The 20,341-nt window shown below is 73.0% G+C and carries 13 protein-coding genes; 7 read left to right on the plus strand and 6 right to left on the minus strand.

What is annotated here, in order from left to right:
• Positions 1-147: 147 nt before the first annotated feature.
• From AB0D08_RS02790 to glgP, 3 genes are all read right to left on the minus strand, one after another.
• Positions 148-1,260, minus strand: a complete 1,113-nt coding sequence (locus AB0D08_RS02790; protein WP_359886046.1) for an AAA family ATPase — start codon at positions 1,258-1,260, stop codon at positions 148-150.
• Positions 1,257-1,928 (minus strand): nicotinamide riboside transporter PnuC, encoded by a 672-nt coding sequence (gene pnuC / locus AB0D08_RS02795; RefSeq protein ID WP_033824297.1) that lies wholly within the window; start codon positions 1,926-1,928, stop codon positions 1,257-1,259. The genes AB0D08_RS02790 and pnuC overlap by 4 nt, the downstream gene beginning before the upstream one ends.
• Before the next feature lie 75 nt (positions 1,929-2,003).
• On the minus strand, positions 2,004-4,724 hold the full coding sequence (gene glgP / locus AB0D08_RS02800; RefSeq protein WP_359886047.1) for an alpha-glucan family phosphorylase: 2,721 nt from the start codon (positions 4,722-4,724) through the stop codon (positions 2,004-2,006).
• Between the two features lie 1,008 nt (positions 4,725-5,732).
• On the opposite strand from glgP, the gene AB0D08_RS02805 reads away from it, so the two are divergent.
• The 4 genes from AB0D08_RS02805 to glgB all read left to right on the plus strand — a co-directional run bounded on the left by AB0D08_RS02805 (position 5,733) and on the right by glgB (position 13,564).
• Positions 5,733-7,688 carry an alpha-1,4-glucan--maltose-1-phosphate maltosyltransferase gene (locus tag AB0D08_RS02805; protein WP_033821723.1) on the plus strand — a complete coding sequence of 652 codons (1,956 nt, stop codon included), beginning with the start codon at positions 5,733-5,735 and terminating at the stop codon, positions 7,686-7,688.
• Positions 7,685-9,388: a maltose alpha-D-glucosyltransferase gene (treS, locus tag AB0D08_RS02810; RefSeq protein WP_033821721.1), complete on the plus strand. Its 1,704-nt coding sequence runs from the start codon at positions 7,685-7,687 to the stop codon at positions 9,386-9,388. The genes AB0D08_RS02805 and treS overlap by 4 nt, the downstream gene beginning before the upstream one ends.
• A gap of 253 nt (positions 9,389-9,641) precedes the next feature.
• Positions 9,642-11,132, plus strand: a complete 1,491-nt coding sequence (locus AB0D08_RS02815; protein ID WP_033821720.1) for a maltokinase — start codon at positions 9,642-9,644, stop codon at positions 11,130-11,132.
• 35 nt (positions 11,133-11,167) lie between these two features.
• Entirely contained in the window at positions 11,168-13,564 is a 2,397-nt protein-coding gene (glgB, locus tag AB0D08_RS02820; RefSeq protein ID WP_359886048.1) for a 1,4-alpha-glucan branching protein GlgB, read from the plus strand.
• Positions 13,565-13,632: 68 nt separating this feature from the next.
• On the opposite strand, the gene AB0D08_RS02825 is transcribed toward glgB, so the two are convergent.
• The 3 genes from AB0D08_RS02825 to AB0D08_RS02835 all read right to left on the minus strand — a co-directional run bounded on the left by AB0D08_RS02825 (position 13,633) and on the right by AB0D08_RS02835 (position 15,090).
• Positions 13,633-14,052 carry a hypothetical protein gene (locus AB0D08_RS02825; RefSeq protein WP_033821719.1) on the minus strand — a complete coding sequence of 140 codons (420 nt, stop codon included), beginning with the start codon at positions 14,050-14,052 and terminating at the stop codon, positions 13,633-13,635.
• An 88-nt stretch (positions 14,053-14,140) separates the two neighbouring features.
• Positions 14,141-14,533, minus strand: coding sequence for a hypothetical protein (locus AB0D08_RS02830; protein ID WP_033821718.1), 393 nt, complete (start codon positions 14,531-14,533; stop codon positions 14,141-14,143).
• A complete protein-coding gene (locus tag AB0D08_RS02835; protein WP_033821717.1) occupies positions 14,530-15,090 on the minus strand; it encodes a hypothetical protein in 561 nt (186 codons plus the stop codon). Before AB0D08_RS02835 ends, AB0D08_RS02830 begins: the two co-directional genes overlap by 4 nt.
• A gap of 317 nt (positions 15,091-15,407) precedes the next feature.
• Between AB0D08_RS02835 and pta the strand changes: the two genes are divergently transcribed.
• The 3 genes from pta to pyk all read left to right on the plus strand — a co-directional run bounded on the left by pta (position 15,408) and on the right by pyk (position 20,296).
• On the plus strand, positions 15,408-17,540 hold the full coding sequence (pta, locus tag AB0D08_RS02840; RefSeq protein ID WP_359886049.1) for a phosphate acetyltransferase: 2,133 nt from the start codon (positions 15,408-15,410) through the stop codon (positions 17,538-17,540).
• On the plus strand, positions 17,537-18,748 hold the full coding sequence (locus AB0D08_RS02845; protein ID WP_359886050.1) for an acetate kinase: 1,212 nt from the start codon (positions 17,537-17,539) through the stop codon (positions 18,746-18,748). Before pta ends, AB0D08_RS02845 begins: the two co-directional genes overlap by 4 nt.
• 117 nt (positions 18,749-18,865) lie before the next feature.
• On the plus strand, positions 18,866-20,296 hold the full coding sequence (gene pyk / locus AB0D08_RS02850) for a pyruvate kinase (protein ID WP_033821714.1): 1,431 nt from the start codon (positions 18,866-18,868) through the stop codon (positions 20,294-20,296).
• The last annotated feature ends 45 nt before the right edge of the window (positions 20,297-20,341 follow it).

Here is a 20,341-nt window from a genome sequence, read left to right on the forward strand (position 1 = left end):
AGGCAACCAAGGGACCGACGGGCTACCTAGGCGCATCCGGCCCACGGCCCCCGGGTACGGGTAAGTGCCTACCGCCTGCGCGCAGTTCCTCCCCAGCCTTCGGCCGGGGGTACCCCCAGCGCCCCTGACAGACCGCCCTCCGGGCGGTCAGCCCGGGGGGTCGGTGAGGGGGATGGGGGTGGCGAGGAGTTGGTCGACTGCGGTGAGGGCGAGCCGGAGGCGTTCGTCGCGGTCGCCGTGCAGTTCCAGCCAAGGTGTCCGCCCCGCCGCGAGCACCTCCCGGAACCGTCCGGTCATCCACGGCCGCAGGTGCTCCCCGTCCCTCAGCCCGTCGTCCTCGAACGGCACCCCCCGGTCCGAGGTCAGCAGGTACAGCGCCCGCGGCGGCATCCCGGCCGCACACCGCCGCACCGCCCCGCTCACCCCACCCCGGTACCGCTCCTGCCACACGGTGGTGGCGAGCGCGTCGGTGTCGCAGACCAGCACCGGCCCGCCGCCGCGGGCGGCCCGCTCCTCGGCCTCGTTCTGCCGGCGGGCGACCAGCTCGAAGTCGCGGTCGTCCCACTCCACGTCGAACACGGTCGGCACCGGCCCGGCGGGGTCGGCGACGGCCCGGGCGACGGCCACCTTGGTGGCCGTCAGTTCCCGGCCGTACTCGGGCACCCAGCCGGTGAGCGCGTGCGTCCCGCCCCTGCGCCGCAGGGCCTCGGCGAGGTCCCGGGAGAGCGTGGTGGTGCCGGTGGACTCGGCGCCGACCACCACCACCCGCCGGGTGAACCAGGCCCGTACCGGTGGTTCCAGCTCCCACCAGTACGCGGCCGGGTCGGCCCGGACGGCGGTGCCGGAGACCGGGAAGGTGTCCCGCCGCTGGTCGAGCACGACGGCCGCGGCCCCGAACCGCCGGGCCAGTTCGGTCCCGTACGGCTCCGAGCTGAAGACGGCGTCCACCCCTCCGGCGGGCGGCGCGGCGGCGATGCCCTGCCGCATCAGGTCCACCTGGGCGGCCCAGACCTCGGCGCTGTCGTAGTCGACCGGCAGGTTGTCGACCACGCCGGTGACGTGCACCGCCGGGTCGCCGGACCAGGCCTCGGTGAGCCAGGCGACCCGGTCGGCCAGGGGTATCGACTCGGTGTCGGCGGCCATCGCCACCACGGTGACCCGGTCGCAGGCGTCGGCGGCGGCGCGGATCAGGAAGTGGTGGCCGGCGTGCGGCGGGTAGAACTTGCCGATCACCAGGCCGTGCCGGAAGCGTCCGCTCATGCCGGCACCGCCGCGGTGTGCGCGTCCGTGGCCAGGCTCCGTCGCCAGGAGCGCAGTCCGACCGCGCACATGCCGAGGAAGACCAGGTAGACCAGGGCCGTCAGGTCCAGCGACTTGCTGAGGTAGAGCGGGACGTAGACCAGGTCGGCGGCGATCCAGAGGTACCAGGTCTCGATCCGGCGGGTGTTGAGCAGCCACTGCGCGGCCAGTGAGAGGGCGGTGGTGAGCGCGTCCCAGAACGGCGCGCTGTCGCCGGCCCGGGTGAGCAGTTCGGTCAGGCCCCAGGTGGCCGGCCCGAGCAGGGTGGCGAGGGCGAGCAGGGTGGGCGCTGTGGCCCGGCGGACCACGACGGGACCGGCGGCGGCGCCCGGGCCGGCCGCCCGGCCGCGCAGCCACTGCCACCAGCCGTGGACGCCGAGGGCGAGGAAGACCAGCTGCAGGGCGGCGTCGGCGTAGAGCCGGGCGCCCGCGAAGAGGATCAGGAAGAAGACGTTGTTGGCGATGCCGACCGGGAAGTTCCAGATGTTCGCGCGGACGGTGAGCCAGACGCAGGCCGCGCCGGTGGCGAAGCCGAGCAGTTCGGCCCAGGTGACTCCGTCACCGCCGACGTGCCCGAGCACGGTGGTGAGCGGTGCGGTGAGCCCGCTCAGGAAGTCGATGATGGGCACGGCCCCTCCCGGTCATTATGGTCAGAGTGACGATAATGACCGGCGAAGGGCCGCGCAAGGGAATTCAGCCGCAGCTCACCGCAGGATGCCGGCGTCCATCCCGGTCGCCTCCGCGGGGAGGGTGATCAGGCCGAGCTCGGCCGGCGAGGCCAGCAGCGGATGGGCGGGCAGCACCCGGACGGTGTAGCCGAACGGGCCGGTGCGGGAGAGCTCCAGCGAGCCCTCGTAGCGCTGCCGGCCGTCCAGGTCGGGGCCGCCGGCCGGCTTGAGGGCGATGGCGACCGCGTCGGAGATGCCGTCGCTCTCGTCGACCCGGCCGGAGACCACCTGGACCTCGACGTCGGCCGGCTCCAGCGGGCCGAGCGTCACCTGCACCCGCAGCGCCAGCGTGCTGCCAAGCTCCTGGGCCTCGTCGGGGCCGTCGGCCTCGACGTGCTCGACCCGCACGGCGGGCCAGGCCTGCCGGACCCTGGCCTTCCACTCGGCCAGCTCCCGGGCCCCCGCGTACGAGGGCCCGCCGTCCTCGGTCGCGGCCAGCTGCCGCCGGGCGGCGGCCGCCGGGGCGTACAGCCGCTCCACGTACTCGCGGACCATCCGGCCCGCCAGCACCTTGGGGCCGAGGGTGACCAGGGTGTGCCGGACCATCGCGATCCAGCGGTGCGGCAGCCCGTCCGCGCCCCGGTCGTAGAACCGGGCCGCGACCTGGTGCTCGATCAGGTCGTACAGCGCGGCGGCCTCGATGTCGTCGCGCTTGTCCGCCTCGGCGCTCTCCGGGTCGAGCCGTCCGAGGCCGGCGCTGTCGGCGGTGGGGATGGCCCAGCCGTTCTGGCCGTCGTACCACTCGTCCCACCAGCCGTCCAGGATGGAGAGGTTGAGGCAGCCGTTGAGGGCCGCCTTCATCCCGGAGGTGCCACAGGCCTCCAGCGGGCGCAGCGGGTTGTTCAGCCAAACGTCGCAGCCCGGGTAGAGGTTGGTGGCCATCGCCATGTCGTAGTCCGGCAGGAAGACGATCCGGTGGCGGACCGCCGGGTCGTCGGCGAACGCGACCAGCTGCTGGATCAGCCGCTTGCCGCCGTCGTCCGCCGGGTGCGCCTTTCCGGCCACCACGATCTGCACCGGCCTGGTCGGGTGCAGCAGCAGCGAGCGCAGCCGGTCCTGGTCGCGCAGCATCAGGGTGAGCCGCTTGTACGAGGGGACCCGGCGGGCGAATCCGATGGTGAGCACGTCCGGGTCGAGGGCGCTGGAGACCCAGCCGAGTTCGGCCTCGCCGGCGCCGCGCTGGCGCCAGGAGGTGCGGACCCGCCTGCGGGCCTCCTCGACGAGCTGGGCGCGCAGGGTGCGGCGCAGCTCCCAGATCTCGGCGTTGCCGATCCGCTCCAGGCCGGTCCAGCGGGTCTCCTCGCCGACCGCCATGGCGTCCTCGGCCCGTTCCAGGCCGATCTCGGCGGCGCCGAGCCGGACCACCGCGGGGTCGATCCAGGTGGGCGCGTGGACGCCGTTGGTGACCGAGGTGATCGGCACCTCGGTGGCGTCGAAGCCCGGCCACAGGCCGTTGAACATGGCCCGGCTGACCTCGCCGTGCAGGGTGGAGACGCCGTTGGCGCGCTGGGCCAGCCGCAGGCCCATGGCGGCCATGTTGAACAGCTTCGGGTCGCCGCCGGCCCAGCTCTCGGCGCCGAGCGCGAGGACCTGGTCGACCGGGACGCCGGTCAGCGCGGCGTCGCCGCTGAAGTGGCGGGCGACCTGGTCGCGGTCGAACCGGTCGATGCCGGCCGGGACCGGGGTGTGGGTGGTGAACAGGGTGCCCGCGCGGACGGCCTCCAGGGCGGCGGCGAAGCCGAGCGGGGCCGGGGCCGGGGCGTCGCCGTCGCCGGGCTTCTCCTCGGCGGTGACCAGTTCGCGGATCCGCTCCAGGCCCAGGAAGCCGGCGTGGCCCTCGTTGGTGTGGAATACCTCGGGGGCGGGGTGGCCGGTGAGCCGGCAGTAGCTGCGCACGGCCCTGACCCCGCCGATGCCCAGCAGTATCTCCTGCATCAGCCGGTGCTCGCTGCCGCCGCCGTAGAGCCGGTCGGTGACGTTGCGTTCGGCCGGGCCGTTGGGCTCGATGTCGGAGTCGAGCAGCAGCAGCGGGACGCGCCCCACCTGGGCCTTCCAGATGTGCGCGGCCAGGCTGCGGCCGGCCGGCAGGGCCAGGTCGACCCGGCTGGGTGTACCGTCGGGCTCCCGGAGCAGGCTGACGGCCAGCTCGTCGGGGTCGAGCAGCGGGTAGCGCTCCTGCTGCCAGCCGTCCCGGGACAGCGACTGGCGGAAGTAGCCGTGCCGGTAGAACAGGCCGACCCCGATGATCGGCACGCCCAGGTCGCTGGCGGCCTTGAGGTGGTCGCCGGCCAGGATGCCGAGCCCGCCGGAGTACTGCGGCAGCGCGGCCGCGATGCCGTACTCGGGCGAGAAGTAGGCGATGGCGGCGGGCAGCGGGCCCGAGCCGTCGCCGGGCGGGAGGGCGGACTGGTACCAGCGCGGGCCGGTGAGGTAGTCGCGGAGGTCGTCCGCGAGATCGCCGAGCCGGCGCAGGAACCGCCGGTCGGCGGCGAGCGCGGACAGCCGGGCCGCCGGCACCTCGCCCAGCAGCCGGACCGGGTCCTCGCCGACGGCGGCCCAGACCTCTGGGTCGACCGAGCGGAAGAGCTCCCTGGTCTCGGGGTGCCAGGACCAGCGCAGGTTGAGCGCCAGTTCGTGCAGCGGCTGGAGTTGCTCGGGCAGGACGGTGCGGACGGTGAATCTGCGGATTGCCTTCACGGCCTGAAGCGTAGACCCCGGAGTGCGCCTGAAGATGCGTCAACTACCGTATTGCGCACCCGTTCGGACCATTGGTGAGATCGCATCGGGCGCACTCCGGCAGACGGGGGGCGCAGGGGGCGCACGACCGGCGGAGGGCGCGCCCTGGGCGCGTAAACACTGGGGAACAGCTGCATGTCGACTGTCTGATTTGCCCCCGTTCATCGTCCGAAACCGCGCGCATACCGGCCCCGAGGACTTGCCGGTGGTGCGAGGATGCACAAAGGTCGTTGGTGCCGCGGGGAGTGCGAGCCGGTTGGCGCACCCCGCTGCTCCAGTGCCGGGATCACCTCGTTGACGAACCTTCATCCTTCCTGTCGTCCTTAGCCCATTCGGCCCTCTCCTGCGGCCCGAGTGCGTGTCCTCGCCCCTGCTCCGCTCGTTTCCGGTTGGGTTGGGTCACCTCGGGGCGTGCCCCGAGTGGCGCGCGCCGGGACGCGCGCGGCCGCTCGGGGCGCGGGCCGCGGTCGCGGGCCGGCTGGCAGGTTGCCGGGCGCGTCGGTGCGGGCAGCCTTCCGGTCGCACGTCCTTCCTCAGCCAGCAGTTCCTCCGGCACTCCCCGGCCTCGGGCCCGCGGGAGCCGCCGCCGATCTCGGGCAGGAGTTTGGCATGCACGGCGACACGCGGGACCAGTCCACCTCGCCGTCGGGCTCACCCGACACACCGTCGACCACGGAGCCGCCGTTGCCGGCCCCGCGGGCCGGCGGCCCCGGCGGCGGCCCGGACGCCGCCGACGACGTCCCCGCCCGCAAGGCGGCCCCGCGGCGCACCTCGGCCGCCACCGCCGCCACCGCCGCCGCCCCGCGCACCGCCACCGCGCGGGCCACCACCGCGCGGACCACCACCACGACGCGGGCCGGCTCCGCGGGCGCGGGCAGCGGCGGCGCCGCGGGCGCCGCGCGCCGGCCGGCCCCCGCGAAGAGCGCCGCCCGCAAGTCCACCGCCCGCAAGACGACAGAGAGCGACACCGTGATCGGCCGCATCCCCGTCCTGGACGTCAGCCCCCTAGTCGACGCCGGGCGCCGCCCGGCCAAGGCCGTGGTCGGGGAGGCCTTCACGGTCACCGCCACCGTCTTCCGGGAAGGGCACGACGCGGTCAGCGCCAACGTGGTGCTGCGCGACCCGCGCGGCCGCAGCGGCCCCTGGACGCCGATGCGCGAGCTGGCCGAGGGCACCGACCGCTGGGGCGCGCAGGTCACCCCGACCGCCCCCGGCCGCTGGTCGTACCTGGTGGAGGCGTGGAGCGACCCGGTCGCCACCTGGCGCCGGCACGCCGCGGTGAAGCTGCCCGCCGGGATCGACACCGCGCTGGTCCTGGAGGAGGGCGCGCTGCTGCTGGAGCGGGCCGCCGCCGGGGTGCCGAAGAAGGACGGCCGGGCCCACGTGCTGGCCGCCGTGGACGCGCTGCGCGACACCGGGCTGCCGACCCTCAGCCGCTACGCCGCCGCGCTCGCCCCGGAGGTGACGGCCCTGCTCGCCCGATACCCGCTGCGCGAGCTGGTCAGCGCCTCGCGGCCGCTGCCGCTGCAGGTGGACCGGCAGCGCGCGCTGTTCGGCGGCTGGTACGAGTTCTTCCCGCGCTCCGAGGGGGCCGTGGTGGACGCCTCGGGTGCCACCCCACCGGTGTCGGGGACGCTGCGGACCGCCGCCGAGCGGCTGCCCGCGGTCGCCGCGATGGGCTTCGACGTGGTCTACCTGCCGCCGGTCCACCCGATCGGCCGGGCGTTCCGCAAGGGGCCGGACAACACCCTGACGGCCGGCCGGTGGGACGTCGGCTCGCCGTGGGCGATCGGCTCCCCCGAGGGCGGCCACGACGCGGTCCACCCGGACCTCGGCACCATCGAGGACTTCGACCACTTCGTCGCCGAGGCCACCGCGCTGGACCTGGAGGTGGCGCTCGACTTCGCGCTGCAGTGCTCCCCGGACCACCCGTGGGTGAACAAGCACCCGGAATGGTTCACCCACCGCGCCGACGGCACCATCGCGTACGCCGAGAACCCGCCCAAGAAGTACCAGGACATCTATCCGGTCAACTTCGACCAGGACTTCGACGGGATCGTCAAGGAGACCCTGCGGGTCCTGAGGTTCTGGATGGCACACGGGGTGCGGATCTTCCGGGTCGACAACCCGCACACCAAGCCGGTGAGCTTCTGGGAGAAGGTGCTCGCCGACATCGCCCGCACCGACCCCGACGTGGTCTTCCTCGCCGAGGCCTTCACCCGCCCGGCGATGATGCACACCCTCGGCAAGATCGGCTTCCACCAGTCCTACACCTACTTCACCTGGCGCAACACCAAGCAGGAGCTCACCGAGTACCTCACCGAGCTCAGCGGTGACGCGGCCGCCTACATGCGGCCGAACTTCTTCGCCAACACCCCGGACATCCTGCCCGAGTACCTCCAGCACGGCGGCCGCGCCGCCTTCGCCGTCCGGGCCGTGCTGGCCGCCACCCTGGCCCCGAGCTACGGCGTCTACGCCGGCTACGAGCACTTCGAGAACGAGCCGGCCCACCCGGGCTCGGAGGAGTACCTGCACTCGGAGAAGTACGAGCTGCGCCCGCGCGACTGGACCCGCCAGGACACCCTCGCCCCGCTGCTGACCGCGCTGAACCGGCTGCGCCGCCGGCACCCCGCCCTCCAGCAGCTGCGCAACCTGCGCTTCCACCCGACCGACAACGACCAGGTCATCGCCTACTCCAAGTCGGCGACCACCGAGGACGGCATCGAGGACCACGTGATCACGGTGGTCAACCTGGACCCGAGGCAGGCCCAGGAGGCGACCGTCACCCTCGACGGCGACCACCCGATCACCGTGCACGACGAGCTCACCGGTGCCACCTACACCTGGGCCCGGCACAACTACGTCCGGCTCGACCCGTCCGCCGGGCCGGCCCACCTCCTCACCGTTCGGAGGCATCCTCAGTGACAGTCAACGAGCCCGTCCCCGACACCTTCGCCGAGACGCCGAGCAAGGACCGGGACCCCGACTGGTTCAAACGCGCGGTCTTCTACGAGGTCCTGGTGCGCTCCTTCCAGGACAGCAACGGCGACGGGGTCGGTGACCTCAAGGGGCTCACCGAGAAGCTGGACTACCTGCAGTGGCTGGGCGTGGACTGCCTCTGGCTGCCGCCGTTCTTCGCCTCCCCGCTGCGCGACGGCGGCTACGACGTGGCGGACTACAAGTCGGTGCTGCCCGAGTTCGGCGACCTCGCCGACTTCGTCGAGTTCGTGGACGCCGCCCACCTGCGCGGGATGCGGGTGATCATCGACTTCGTGGTCAACCACACCAGCGACCAGCACCCCTGGTTCCAGGCCTCGCGCAACGACCCCGACGGCCCGTACGGCGACTTCTACATGTGGGCCGACGACGACAAGCAGTTCCCGGACGCCCGGATCATCTTCGTCGACACCGAGACCTCCAACTGGACCTACGACCCGGTCCGCAAGCAGTACTTCTGGCACCGGTTCTTCTCCCACCAGCCGGACCTGAACTACGACAACCCGCGGGTCGAGGAGGAGGTGATCGCGGCCCTGCGGTTCTGGCTGGACCTGGGGATCGACGGCTTCCGGCTGGACGCGGTGCCGTACCTGTACGCCCGCGAGGGCACCAACTGCGAGAACCTCCCGGAGACCCACGAGTTCCTGCGCCGGCTGCGCAAGGAGATCGACGCGGACTACCCGGACACGGTGCTGCTGGCCGAGGCCAACCAGTGGCCGGAGGACGTGGTCGACTACTTCGGCGACTTCGCCTCCGGCGGCGACGAGTGCCACATGGCGTTCCACTTCCCGGTGATGCCGCGGATCTTCATGGCCGTGCGCCGGGAGTCCCGCTACCCGGTCTCCGAGATCCTCGCCAAGACCCCGGACATCCCGTCCGGCTGCCAGTGGGGCATCTTCCTGCGCAACCACGACGAGCTGACCCTGGAGATGGTCACCGACGAGGAGCGCGACTACATGTACGCGGAGTACGCGAAGGACCCGCGGATGCGGGCCAACGTGGGCATCCGCCGGCGGCTCGCCCCGCTGCTGGAGAACGACCGCAACCAGATCGAGCTCTTCACCGCCCTGCTGCTCTCGCTGCCCGGCTCCCCGGTGCTCTACTACGGCGACGAGATCGGCATGGGCGACAACATCTGGCTCGGCGACCGGGACGGTGTCCGGACCCCGATGCAGTGGACGCCGGACCGCAACGCGGGTTTCTCCTCCGCCGACCCGGGCAGGCTCAGTCTGCCGCCCATCATGGACCCGGTGTACGGCTATCAGGTGACCAACGTCGAAGCGCAGCAAAGCAGTTCGAGCTCACTGCTGCACTGGACGCGTCGCATGATCGAGATCCGCAAGCTCAATCCTGCGTTCGGCCTCGGCAGCTACACCGAGCTGCCCTCCAGCAACCCCGCAGTGCTGGCCTTCGTGCGCGAGTACGAGGGAGACCTGGTCATGTGCGTGAACAACTTCTCGCGTTTCGCACAGCCGACCGAACTGGACCTGCGGCGGTACGGCGGGCGGTACCCGGTCGAGCTGATCGGCGGCGTGCGCTTCCCGTCCATCGGCGAGTGGCCGTACCTGCTCACCCTGGCCGGGCACGGCTTCTACTGGTTCCAGCTGCGCAAGCCCGGCGCCAAGTAGCTCGCGGCGCCGAAGTAACGATCCACCAGGCCCCACAGCACCGAACCCTCCGGGGGCGCGAGAGCAGCACCCCGCGCCCCCGGAGGCCTCTGCACCACCGCGTACGGAGAACAGCCCAACGGCCACCCACACTATGGCGTGACACCCGAGCCCCGCTCGCGTGCCGTCGCCGCCGCGCCGCCGAAATCCGGAAGACTGACGGACCCGGCCAGGACCCGTCGGGCAGTCCGCCCGCTTCCGGGGAAAGGGAGTCATGTCCGAAACCTCCCGTTCTCAAGCCCAAGTGCACCGCGACACGCCCGACGGCGCCCCCGGGGCCGTCAGCACGCGCGGATCCGGGGCCCGGAGAACTGCTGCGGGGGTCAGCGAGCTGGTCCACGCAGCGCTGCCGCTGATCGCCGCCTGGCTCCCCACCCAGCGCTGGTACGCCGGCAAGGGCCGGGCCATCACCGGGCTCACCCCGGTGGTCGGCACGCCCCTGCAGGTCGGCGACCCCGCCCTGCTGCACCTGCTGCTGCGGGTCGAGCAGGGCACCGGGCCGGCCGCCCAGGGCGACATCTACCAGCTCCTGCTCGGAATCCGCTCGAACGAGCCGGGCGGCATCCCGCCCGGCGCCGTCCTCGGCCGGCTGGAGGGCACCACCTACGACGGCGCCATGCTGTACGACGCGGTGCACGACCCGGAGCTGACGGGGCGGCTGCTGGAGCACCTGGCCACCGGCGACCGGTTCGGCCCGCTGTCCTTCCGCCGCACCCCGGGGCCCGGGCTGCCCGGCAACCTGCCCGGCCGGGCCTCCACCGCCGAGCAGTCCAACAGCTCGGTGATCTACGGCACCGCCTTCATCCTCAAGCTGTTCCGCCGGATCAGCCCGGGCACCAACCCGGACCTCGAACTCTCACTGGCCCTCTCCCGGGCCGGCTCCACCCGGATCCCGCGGGTCGCCGCGTGGTTCGAGAGCCGGCTGGAGCGATCGGAACCGGCCACTCTCGGCCTGCTCCAGCGCTACCTGCCGGACGCCGAGGACGGCTGGGAGCTCGCCCTCGACCAGGTCGCCCGGCTCAAGGGCGACCCCTCCCCCGGCAACTTCGCCATCGAGGCGCACCGGCTCGGCCGGGCCACCGCCGAGGTGCACCGGGTGCTGGCCCGGTCGATGCCGGTCGACCGGCTCGACCGGGAGCGGATCGCCCGGCTGGCCGGCGCGATGGCCGACCGGCTGGACAGCGCGGTCGCCACCGTCCCCGGGCTGCTGCGCTACCGCTCGGCGCTGCGCGGCGCCTTCCAGCAGCTCACCGCGGACCACCTGGACGGCCTGCAGGTCCAGCGGATCCACGGCGACCTGCACCTCGGCCAGGCGATGCGCACCCCGCACGGCTGGGTGCTGCTGGACTTCGAGGGCGAGCCCGCCAAGCCGCTGGCCGAACGGAGGCTGCCGCAGCCCGCGCTGCGCGACGTCGCGGCGATGCTCCGCTCCTTCGACTACGCCGCCGCCCACCTGCTGGCCGGCTCCCCCGGCACCGACCCGCAGCTCGCCCACCTGGCCGCCGCCTGGGCGGCCCGCAACCGGGCCGCGTACTGCGCCGGCTACACCGCGGGCGGCGGCGCCGACCCCGCGGCCGCACCGGAGCTGATGCGCGCCCTGGAGATCGACAAGGCGGTCTACGAGGTCGTGTACGAGGCCCGCCACCGGCCCAGCTGGCTGCCCATCCCGCTGGCCGCCATCAACCGCCTGGCCCTCACCGTCTGACCCCCGCACAACCACCGCCGCAGGAGGACCCCGTCGTGACACCGCTCGGCCCGAAGCCGGACCGCACCAACCCCGCCGTGCCCGCCACCTTCCTGCCCGAGCGGGGCACCCCAGCCCGGGCGGGCCGGTCGCGGGCGGCCGGGGCGCCCCGGCGGGCCGAGCCGTCCGACGGCCCGGACGCCCAGGACCGGCCCGGGGCCGGCGCGCCGCTGCTCCCGCAGCCGCGGCCGGACGCCGTGCTGCGGCTGCCGGAGGCGCCGCTGCCCCCGGCCGAGGTCGACCGGCTGGTCTCCGGCGGCCACCACGACCCGCACGCCCTGCTCGGCGCCCACCCCACCCAGGGCGGCACCGCGATCCGGGTGCTGCGGCCGTTCGCGGAGCGGGTGCTGATCGACACCGAGCACGGCCCGGCCGAACTGACGCACCAGCGGTCCGGCCTGTTCACCGGCCTGCTGGCGGGCGAGGAGTTCCCCCGGTACCGGCTGCGGGTCGGCTACCCCGGCGGCGAGCTGCTCGAACAGGAGGACGGCTACCGGACCGCGCCGACCCTGGGCGAGCTGGACCTGCACCTGATCGCCGAGGGCCGGCACGAGCAGCTGTGGCGGGCGCTCGGCTCGCACGTGCGCGAGGTCGACGGGGTGCTCGGCACGGCGTTCGCGGTCTGGGCGCCGAACGCCGTCGGGGTCCGGCTGATCGGCGACTTCAACCACTGGGACGGCACCGGCCACCCGATGCGCTCGCTCGGCTCCTCCGGGATCTGGGAGCTGTTCGTGCCCGGTCTCGGCGACGGCGCCACCTACAAGTACCAGATCCGCACCCGGCAGGGGTGGGTGCTGGAGAAGGCCGACCCGCTGGCCCGCGCCACCCAGTGCCCGCCCGCCACGGCCTCGGTGGTGCACACCTCCGGGTACGAGTGGGGCGACGGCGAGTGGATGGCCCGGCGGGCGCACACCGTGCACCACCGGGCGCCGATGTCGGTGTACGAGCTGCACCTGGCCTCCTGGCGGCCGGACCTGACCGGCTACCGCGAGATCGCCGCCGAGCTGCCCGGCTACCTGAAGGAACTGGGCTTCACCCACGTCGAGTTCATGCCGGTGATGGAGCACCCGTTCGGCGGCTCCTGGGGCTACCAGGTGTCCGGCTTCTACGCGCCGACCGCCCGGCTCGGCAGCCCGGACGACTTCCGGTACCTGGTCGACACCCTGCACCTGCACGGCATCGGCGTGATCGTCGACTGGGTGCCCGCGCACTTCCCCAAGGACGACTTCGCGCTGGCGCGCTTCGACGGCGAGCCGCTGTACGAGCCCGCCGACCCGCTGCGCGCCGAGCACCCGGACTGGGGCACGCTGGAGTTCGACTACGGCCGCACCGAGGTCCGCAACTTCCTGGTCGCCAACGCCACGTACTGGTGCGAGGAGTTCCACATCGACGGCCTGCGGGTGGACGCCGTCGCCTCGATGCTCTACCTCGACTACTCGCGCGAGGGCGGCGAGTGGACCCCGAACCGGTACGGCGGCCGGGAGAACCTCGACGCGGCCGCGTTCCTTCAGGAGATGAACGCCACCGTCTACCGGCGCTGCCCCGGCGTGGTCACCATCGCCGAGGAGTCCACCGCCTGGGACGGCGTCACCCGCCCGACCGACAGCGGGGGCCTCGGCTTCGGGCTGAAGTGGAACATGGGCTGGATGCACGACTCGCTGGTCTACATGTCCAAGGAGCCGGTGCACCGCAAGTACCACCACAACGAGATCACCTTCTCGATGGTGTACGCCTACTCGGAGAACTACATCCTGCCGATCTCGCACGACGAGGTGGTGCACGGCAAGCAGTCCCTGGTCACCAAGATGCCCGGCGACTGGTGGCAGCAGCGGGCCAACCAGCGCGCCTACCTCGGCTTCATGTGGGCCCACCCGGGCAAGCAACTGCTGTTCATGGGACAGGAGTTCTCGCAGGGCGCGGAGTGGGACCACGAGCACGGCCCGCAGTGGTGGGTGCTCGCCGACGACTGGCCGGCCGCCGCCGAGCACCGCGGCACCCAGCAGCTGGTCGGCGAACTCAACCGGGTCTACCTGGCCAGCCCGGCGCTGTGGGAGCAGGACACCACCCCCGACGGCTTCCGCTGGCTGGACGGCGGCGCGGCCGAGGACAACCTGCTCTCCTTCGTCCGGTACGCCGCCGACGGCACCCCGCTGGTGGCGATCTGCAACTTCTCCCCGGTGGTCCGGCACGGCCACCGGGTCGGCCTGCCGAAGCTGGCCGGCAAGGACCAGCTCTGGGAGGAGGCACTGAACACCGACGCGGCCCGGTTCGGCGGCAGCGGCGTCTCCAACTCCCGCCCGGTGAAGGCCGAACCGACCCCGTGGAACGGCCAGCCCGGCAGCGCCGAGCTGATCGTCCCGCCGCTCGCCACCCTCTGGCTGCGCCCGGCCTGAGCCGCCGCGCCGCACCCGGGCCTCCCCGATCCCACCGGGAAGCCCGGGCGCCGCCGCGTCCCGGGGCCTCAGGCCGACTTCTTCGGCCGCATGGTGTGGAGCAGGCCGATGACGGAGACCGCCAGGCCTGCGAAGACCCCGTACACGCCGGCCTGCGGCCCGTGGTGCACGACCTGGTCGAGGCCGATCGCGCCGAGCACCAGCACGAGGCAGCCCAGCACCAGCTGCGCCCCGGAGATCGTCAGCGTCCGCCGCGCCCGCGACCGCTCCCGCCGCTCGGCACAGCACTCGCAGGCGCACCGGAACCCCGGGCGCCGCCCGTCCTGCTCGCGCGCGACCACCGCGGCCAGCGCGGCGCGGTGCCGGGGGGTGCGGAGCATATCGGCGACCGCGGCCTCCAGGGACCGGTTTGCTCCGTCGTTCCCGTCCGGACGGGCGATTTCTCCGTTCTCGCCGCCCGCTCCGCCGGTCGTGCTACTGATGGACATACGGTGCTCTCCTGTCTCAAGGGTGTACCTGTGGCTGCCTGCCGCCATCGGCCTCCAACCCACGGGTGGCAGGCAGCTCCCGCAACGATCAGTCGTTCAGCCGTCGTAGCGCATCCAGAACGACCAGCGGAATCAATGCCAGCCCGTTGAACACCTCCCCCCGGGCGATGAGGAAGACCGCCATCCCGATCACCCCTATCCGCAGGGCACCGCTCAGCTCGATCGCGAGGTGCGCCAGCCGCACCCGGGAGCGCGACCGCTCGGGTCGGCAGCCGGGCAGATAGGTGACACCGCGCTGCTGCGAGCCCGTCGCCGCGCCCCCGGACCGGCGCAGCCGGGCTTCGTCGAGGATCGCCTCGTAGTCGCGCTCGGAGAGCTGCAGCGAGGTCGGTTCGGCCAGCCTGCCATGGGTCCCGACCCGCGGCCGGTGTGCATTCGCGTGCGAATCCCGTCGGACCGTCATGGTCCGGGCTGTGGTCATTTCGACTCCTCTCTCGGAAGTGATTCCTTGAAGAACTCGGCCAGATACTTGAGGTCCACTGCCGCGAGGGCCACTCTCTCCGTGTAGGTGAGCGTGGTCGCCGTCGTGCCGACGGTCTTGTTGAGGATCAGGCTCGTCCGCGGACCCGTTATCCGGAAGACTCTGCGGCACATGAAGACCGCGTTGCGCTGCCCCGACAGGCCGTCGACCTCCTGCAGGCCACGCAGGATGTCCGGGTCGCCGTCGGCCTCCTGCCCCAGCAGTTCGACCAGGCTCTGCCGGTGGACCTGGCCGCCGCGGACCCGGAACCGCTGCGCCTGCTCGTGGCCGGCGGCGAGCGCATGTCCGAGCACCGCCTCGGCGACGCCCCGGGCGGTGACCGTGCGGTCGGCGAAGGCCCGGATGATGCCTTCCTTGACCGCGGCCTTGATGTTCAGCCGGGGGTCCCGGATCCCACGGAACAGCTCACGGTGGCAGTAGACGGAGTGTTGCACCCGGATCCACCGTTTGATGTCGGCCGGGAGTTCCCCGATCGGACAGGACGGGTCCAAGCTCATGACGCGCTGCTCCTCATCGATGCAACGTGCGCTTGATGGCGCATCAGCGAGGCCCGGGACGTGAGCCGCCCGGGTTCGAGGACCGTAGTACGGCCGATCCGGCCAGGCTTTACTCAACGCCCCCCGGACGATCACCGCGAGTGACGTGCCCTGCGGTGAAAGCCCAGCTCAGGGCCGGGCGGGACGGGCCGCGCCGGCCGGCCTCCCGCAGGTCCCGGGACCGGTCCGCCGGGCCGCGCGAGGGCCGCCCTCGGGCGGAGCGCGAAGGTAGGGTCGAGGTGACGGAGATTCGAGGGCGACGGGACGGAGACACCCGCGTGGCGCGCAGCGTGTACGTGACCGGGATCGACCGGGGGGACGGCCGGCAGGCCGTCGAGCTCGGGGTCATGGAGCTGCTGACCCGGCAGGTGGACCGGGTCGGGGTGTTCCGGCCGCTGGTGCACGCGCACGGTCCGGGCGGGGCCGGCGGGGACCACGTGGTGGAGCTGCTGCGGACCAGGTACCGGCTGCAGCTGCCGGCCGCCGGGCTGTACGGCCTGACCTACGAGGAGGCCGCCGCCCTGCAGGCCGCGCAGGGCCAGGACGAGCTGGTCTCGGCGCTGGTGGAGCGCTTCCACGCGGTGGAGCGCGAGTGCCAGGCGGTGCTGGTGCTCGGCACCGACTTCGCGGGCACCAACATCCCGGACGAACTGGCCTTCAACGCCCGGCTGGCGAACGAGTTCGGCGCCTGGGTGCTGCCGGTGGTGGGCGGCCAGGGCGAGGACCCGCAGGCGGTGGTCGCGGAGGTGCGCAACGCCCACCGGGCCTACACCGACCTCGGCTGCTCGACCGTGGCGATGATCGCCAACCGGGTCGCGCCGGGCACCCGGGAGCAGGTCCGCGAGGTCCTGGCGCAGAAGCTCCCGGTCCCCGCGTACGTCATCCCGGAGGAGCCCGCGCTGTCGGCGCCGACCGTGGCCCAGCTGGTCGGTGCGACCGGCGCCGAGCTGCTGCTGGGGGACGCCGCGGGCCTGGCCCGGGACGTGCGCTCGTTCGTGTTCGGCGGTGCGATGCTGCCGGCCTTCCTGACCGCGCTGACCGAGGGGGCGCTGGTGGTCACCCCGGGTGACCGCGCCGACCTGCTGATAGGTTCGCTGGCCGCGCACGCCGCCGGGGCGCCGCCGATCGCCGGGGTGCTGCTGACCCTCGGGCTGCAGCCCGGCCCCGAGGTGATGGCGCTGGCGGCCCGGCTGGCGCCGGGGACCCCGGTGGCGGCGGTCCCCGAGGGCAGCTGGCTGACCGCCGCGGCGCTGACCCACCTGGAGGGCCGGATCGGGCCGGACAGCCCGCGGAAGGCCGAGATCGCCCTCGGGCTGTTCGAACTCCACGTCGACGTCACCGAGTTGACCCGGCGGATCGAGCTGGTCAGGTCCGAGCGGGTGACCCCGATGATGTTCGAGCACGAGCTGCTGGAGCGGGCCCGCGGCTCCCGCAAGCACATCGTGCTGCCGGAGGGCACCGACGACCGGGTGCTGCGGGCGGCCGAGGTGCTGCTGCGCCGCAACATCTGCGACCTCACCCTGCTCGGCGAGCCGGAGGCCGTGCACCGCCGGGCCGCCGCGCTCGGCATCGAGCTGCCCGCCCCGGTCGAGGGGGCCGACCGCGCCCAGGTGCGGGTGGTCGACCCGGCCACCAGCCCGCTGCGCCGCCGCTTCGCCGAGCTGTACGCGCAGCTGCGGGCACACAAGGGCATGACGGTCGAGGCCGCGCTGGACGTGGTCGCCGACGTCTCGTACTTCGGGACGCTGATGGTGCAGGAGGGAATCGCCGACGGGATGGTCTCCGGCGCGGCGCACTCCACCGCGGCGACCATCCGCCCGGCCTTCGAGGTGATCAAGACCTCGCCCGGGGTGGCGACGGTCTCCTCGGTGTTCTTCATGTGCCTGGCCGACCGGGTGCTGGTGTACGGCGACTGCGCGGTCAACCCGGACCCGGACGCCGCGCAGCTGGCCGACATCGCGATCCGCTCCGCCGAGACCGCGGCCCGGTTCGGCGTCGAGCCGCGGGTGGCGCTGCTGTCGTACTCGACCGGCACCTCGGGGTCGGGCGCGGACGTGGACAAGGTCCGCCGCGCCACCGAGCTGGTCCGCGAGCTGCGGCCGGAGCTGCTGGTGGAGGGCCCGATCCAGTACGACGCGGCGGTGGACGCCCGGGTGGCGGCCGCCAAGCTGCCGGGCTCGGCGGTGGCGGGCCGGGCCACCGTGCTGGTCTTCCCGGACCTGAACACCGGCAACAACACCTACAAGGCGGTCCAGCGGTCGGCCGGCGCGGTCGCGGTCGGGCCGGTGCTGCAGGGCCTGCGCAAGCCCGTCAACGACCTGTCCAGGGGAGCTCTGGTGGAGGACATCGTCAACACCGTCGCGATCACGGCCATCCAGGCCCAGGGCGCGGACCGGGAGGCGGCGCGATGAGCGCGGGCACCCGGGTCCTGGTGCTGAACGCCGGGTCCTCCTCGGTCAAGTACCAGCTGATCGACATGCTGGACGGCAGCCGCCCCGCCGCCGGGCTGGCCGAGCGGATCGGTGAGCCGGACGGGCGGCTGGTGCACACCCCGGACGGCAAGGAGCGGCGCGAGCGGCGGCAGGTCTTCCCGGACCACGCGGCGGCGCTGCGGGCGGTCGCCGAGGAGCTGGACGCGGACGGGCTCGGGCTGGACTCGCCGGAGCTGGTGGCGGTCGGGCACCGGGTGGTGCACGGCGGGCGCCGGTTCACCGAGCCGACGCTGATCACCGACGAGGTGCTGGCCGAGGTCCGGCGGCTGGTGCCGCTCGCGCCGCTGCACAACCCGGCCAACATCAGCGGCATCGAGGTGGCCCGCGGGCTGCGTCCGGACCTCCCGCAGGTGGCGGTGTTCGACACCGCCTTCCACGCGACCGTGCCGGAGTACGCGGCGCGCTACGCGATCGACCGGGCGGTCGCCGACGAGCACCTGGTCCGCCGCTACGGCTTCCACGGGACCTCGCACCGGTACGTCTCGCAGGCGACCGCGCGGCTGCTCGGCCGGGACCCGGCCGAGCTGAACGTGATCGTGCTGCACCTGGGCAACGGCGCGTCGGCCTCGGCGGTGGCCGGCGGGGTGTGCGTGGAGACCTCGATGGGGCTCACCCCGCTGGAGGGCCTGGTGATGGGCACCCGTTCGGGCGACATCGACGCGGGCGTGGTGTTCCACCTGCACCGGGTCGGCGGGCTGACGGTCGATGAGATCGACGCCCTGCTGAACCGCCGCAGCGGCCTGCTCGGCCTGTGCGGGGACAACGACATGCGCGAGGTGCTGCGCCGCTCCCAGGAGGGCGACGCGGCGGCGGCGCTGGCCTTCGACGCGTACGTCCACCGGCTGCGCAAGTACCTGGGGGCCTACTGCGCCGTGCTCGGCCGGGTCGACGCGGTCGCCTTCACCGCGGGGGTGGGCGAGAACGCCGCGCCCGTGCGGGAGGCGGCCTGCACCGGGCTGGACGCGCTGGGAATCGCGGTCGACCCGGAGCTGAACGCGGTCCGCTCCGGGGAGCCGCGGATCATCTCCGCCGCGCACTCCCGGGTGGCGGTGGCGGTGGTCCCGACCGACGAGGAGCTGGAGATCGCACAGCAGGCCTTCACGCTGGTGCAGACTGCTGTCCGGTGAGCCGACCGGCGAGTTTCTGACTACCGGTCAGTATCCCATCCCTCGGGATGGTTCGTTGGCGATCCCTCAGGTTTCGAGCGGAATGCACCGATAACACGAACGGATAGACTGACCGATATGCGCCGAGCGAAAATTGTCTGCACCCTGGGTCCTGCCACGGACTCCTACGAACAGCTGAAGGCCATCGTCGAGGCGGGCATGAACGTCGCCCGACTGAACATGAGCCACGGCACCCACCCCGAGCACGAGGAGCGGTACCGCAAGGTCCGCCAGGTGGCCGAGGACACCGGCCGCACCATCGGGGTGCTGGCCGACCTGCAGGGCCCGAAGATCCGCCTGGCGACCTTCGCCAACGGCCCGGTGACCGTCGACAACGGCGACACCTTCACCATCACCACCGAGGATGTGCCCGGGGACCAGCACATCTGCGGCACCACCTACAAGGGCCTGCCCGGCGACGTGAAGCCCGGCGACCCGATCCTGATCAACGACGGCGTCATCGCCCTGGAGGTCGTCAGCGTCGACGGCCCGCGGGTGAAGACGGTGGTGGTCGAGGGCGGCGTGCTCTCGAACAACAAGGGCATCAACCTGCCCGGCGCGGCCGTGAACGTGCCCGCGCTCTCCGAGAAGGACAAGGACGACCTGCGGTTCGCGCTGCGGCTCGGCGTCGACATGGTCGCGCTCTCCTTCGTCCGCAACGCCGGCGACATCGACGACGTGCACAAGGTGATGGACGAGGTCGGCATCCGCGTCCCGGTCATCGCCAAGATCGAGAAGCCGCAGGCCGTCGAGGCGATGGAGGAGATCGTCCTCGCCTTCGACGCGGTCATGGTGGCCCGCGGCGACCTGGCCGTGGAGTACCCGCTGGAGCGGGTCCCGCTGGTGCAGAAGGAGCTCATCACGCTCTGCCGCCGCAACGCCAAGCCCGTCATCGTCGCCACCCAGATGATGGAGTCGATGATCCACGCCTCGCGGCCGACCCGCGCCGAGGTCTCGGACGTCGCCAACGCCATCCTGGACGGCGCGGACGCGGTCATGCTGTCCGCCGAGTCGAGCGTCGGCAAGTTCCCGGTCGAGACGGTCAAGACCATGAGCCGGATCGCCGAGACCGCGGAGCAGCAGCTGGTCTCCCAGGGCCTGCAGCCGCTCAACCCGGGCCGCAAGCCGCGCACCCAGTCCGGCTCGGTCGCCCGCGCCGCCTGCGAGCTGGGCGACTTCCTGAACGGCAAGGCACTGATCGCCTTCACCAAGTCCGGCGACACCGCCCGCCGGCTGTCCCGCTACCGCTCGCCGATCCCGGTGATCGCCTTCACCCCGGACTCCGCCACCCGCAACCAGCTGTCGCTCAGCTGGGGCGTCGAGGCGTACGTCACGGAGCAGGTGGCCACCACCGACGAGATGGTCGAGCAGGTCGACCGCGAGCTGCTGCGCCTGGACCGGCTCGCCGAGGGCGACACCGTGATCGTCACGGCCGGCTCGCCCCCCGGCATCCCCGGCACCACCAACATGGTCCAGGTCCACCACCTGGGCACCCGCGTCAAGAACTGACGCTCCCCGCACACGCCGAAGGGCGGCCCTCCCGGTCGGGGGGCC

It is taken from the genome of Kitasatospora sp. NPDC048540, from assembly GCF_040651175.1.
GTDB lineage: Bacteria > Actinomycetota > Actinomycetes > Streptomycetales > Streptomycetaceae > Kitasatospora.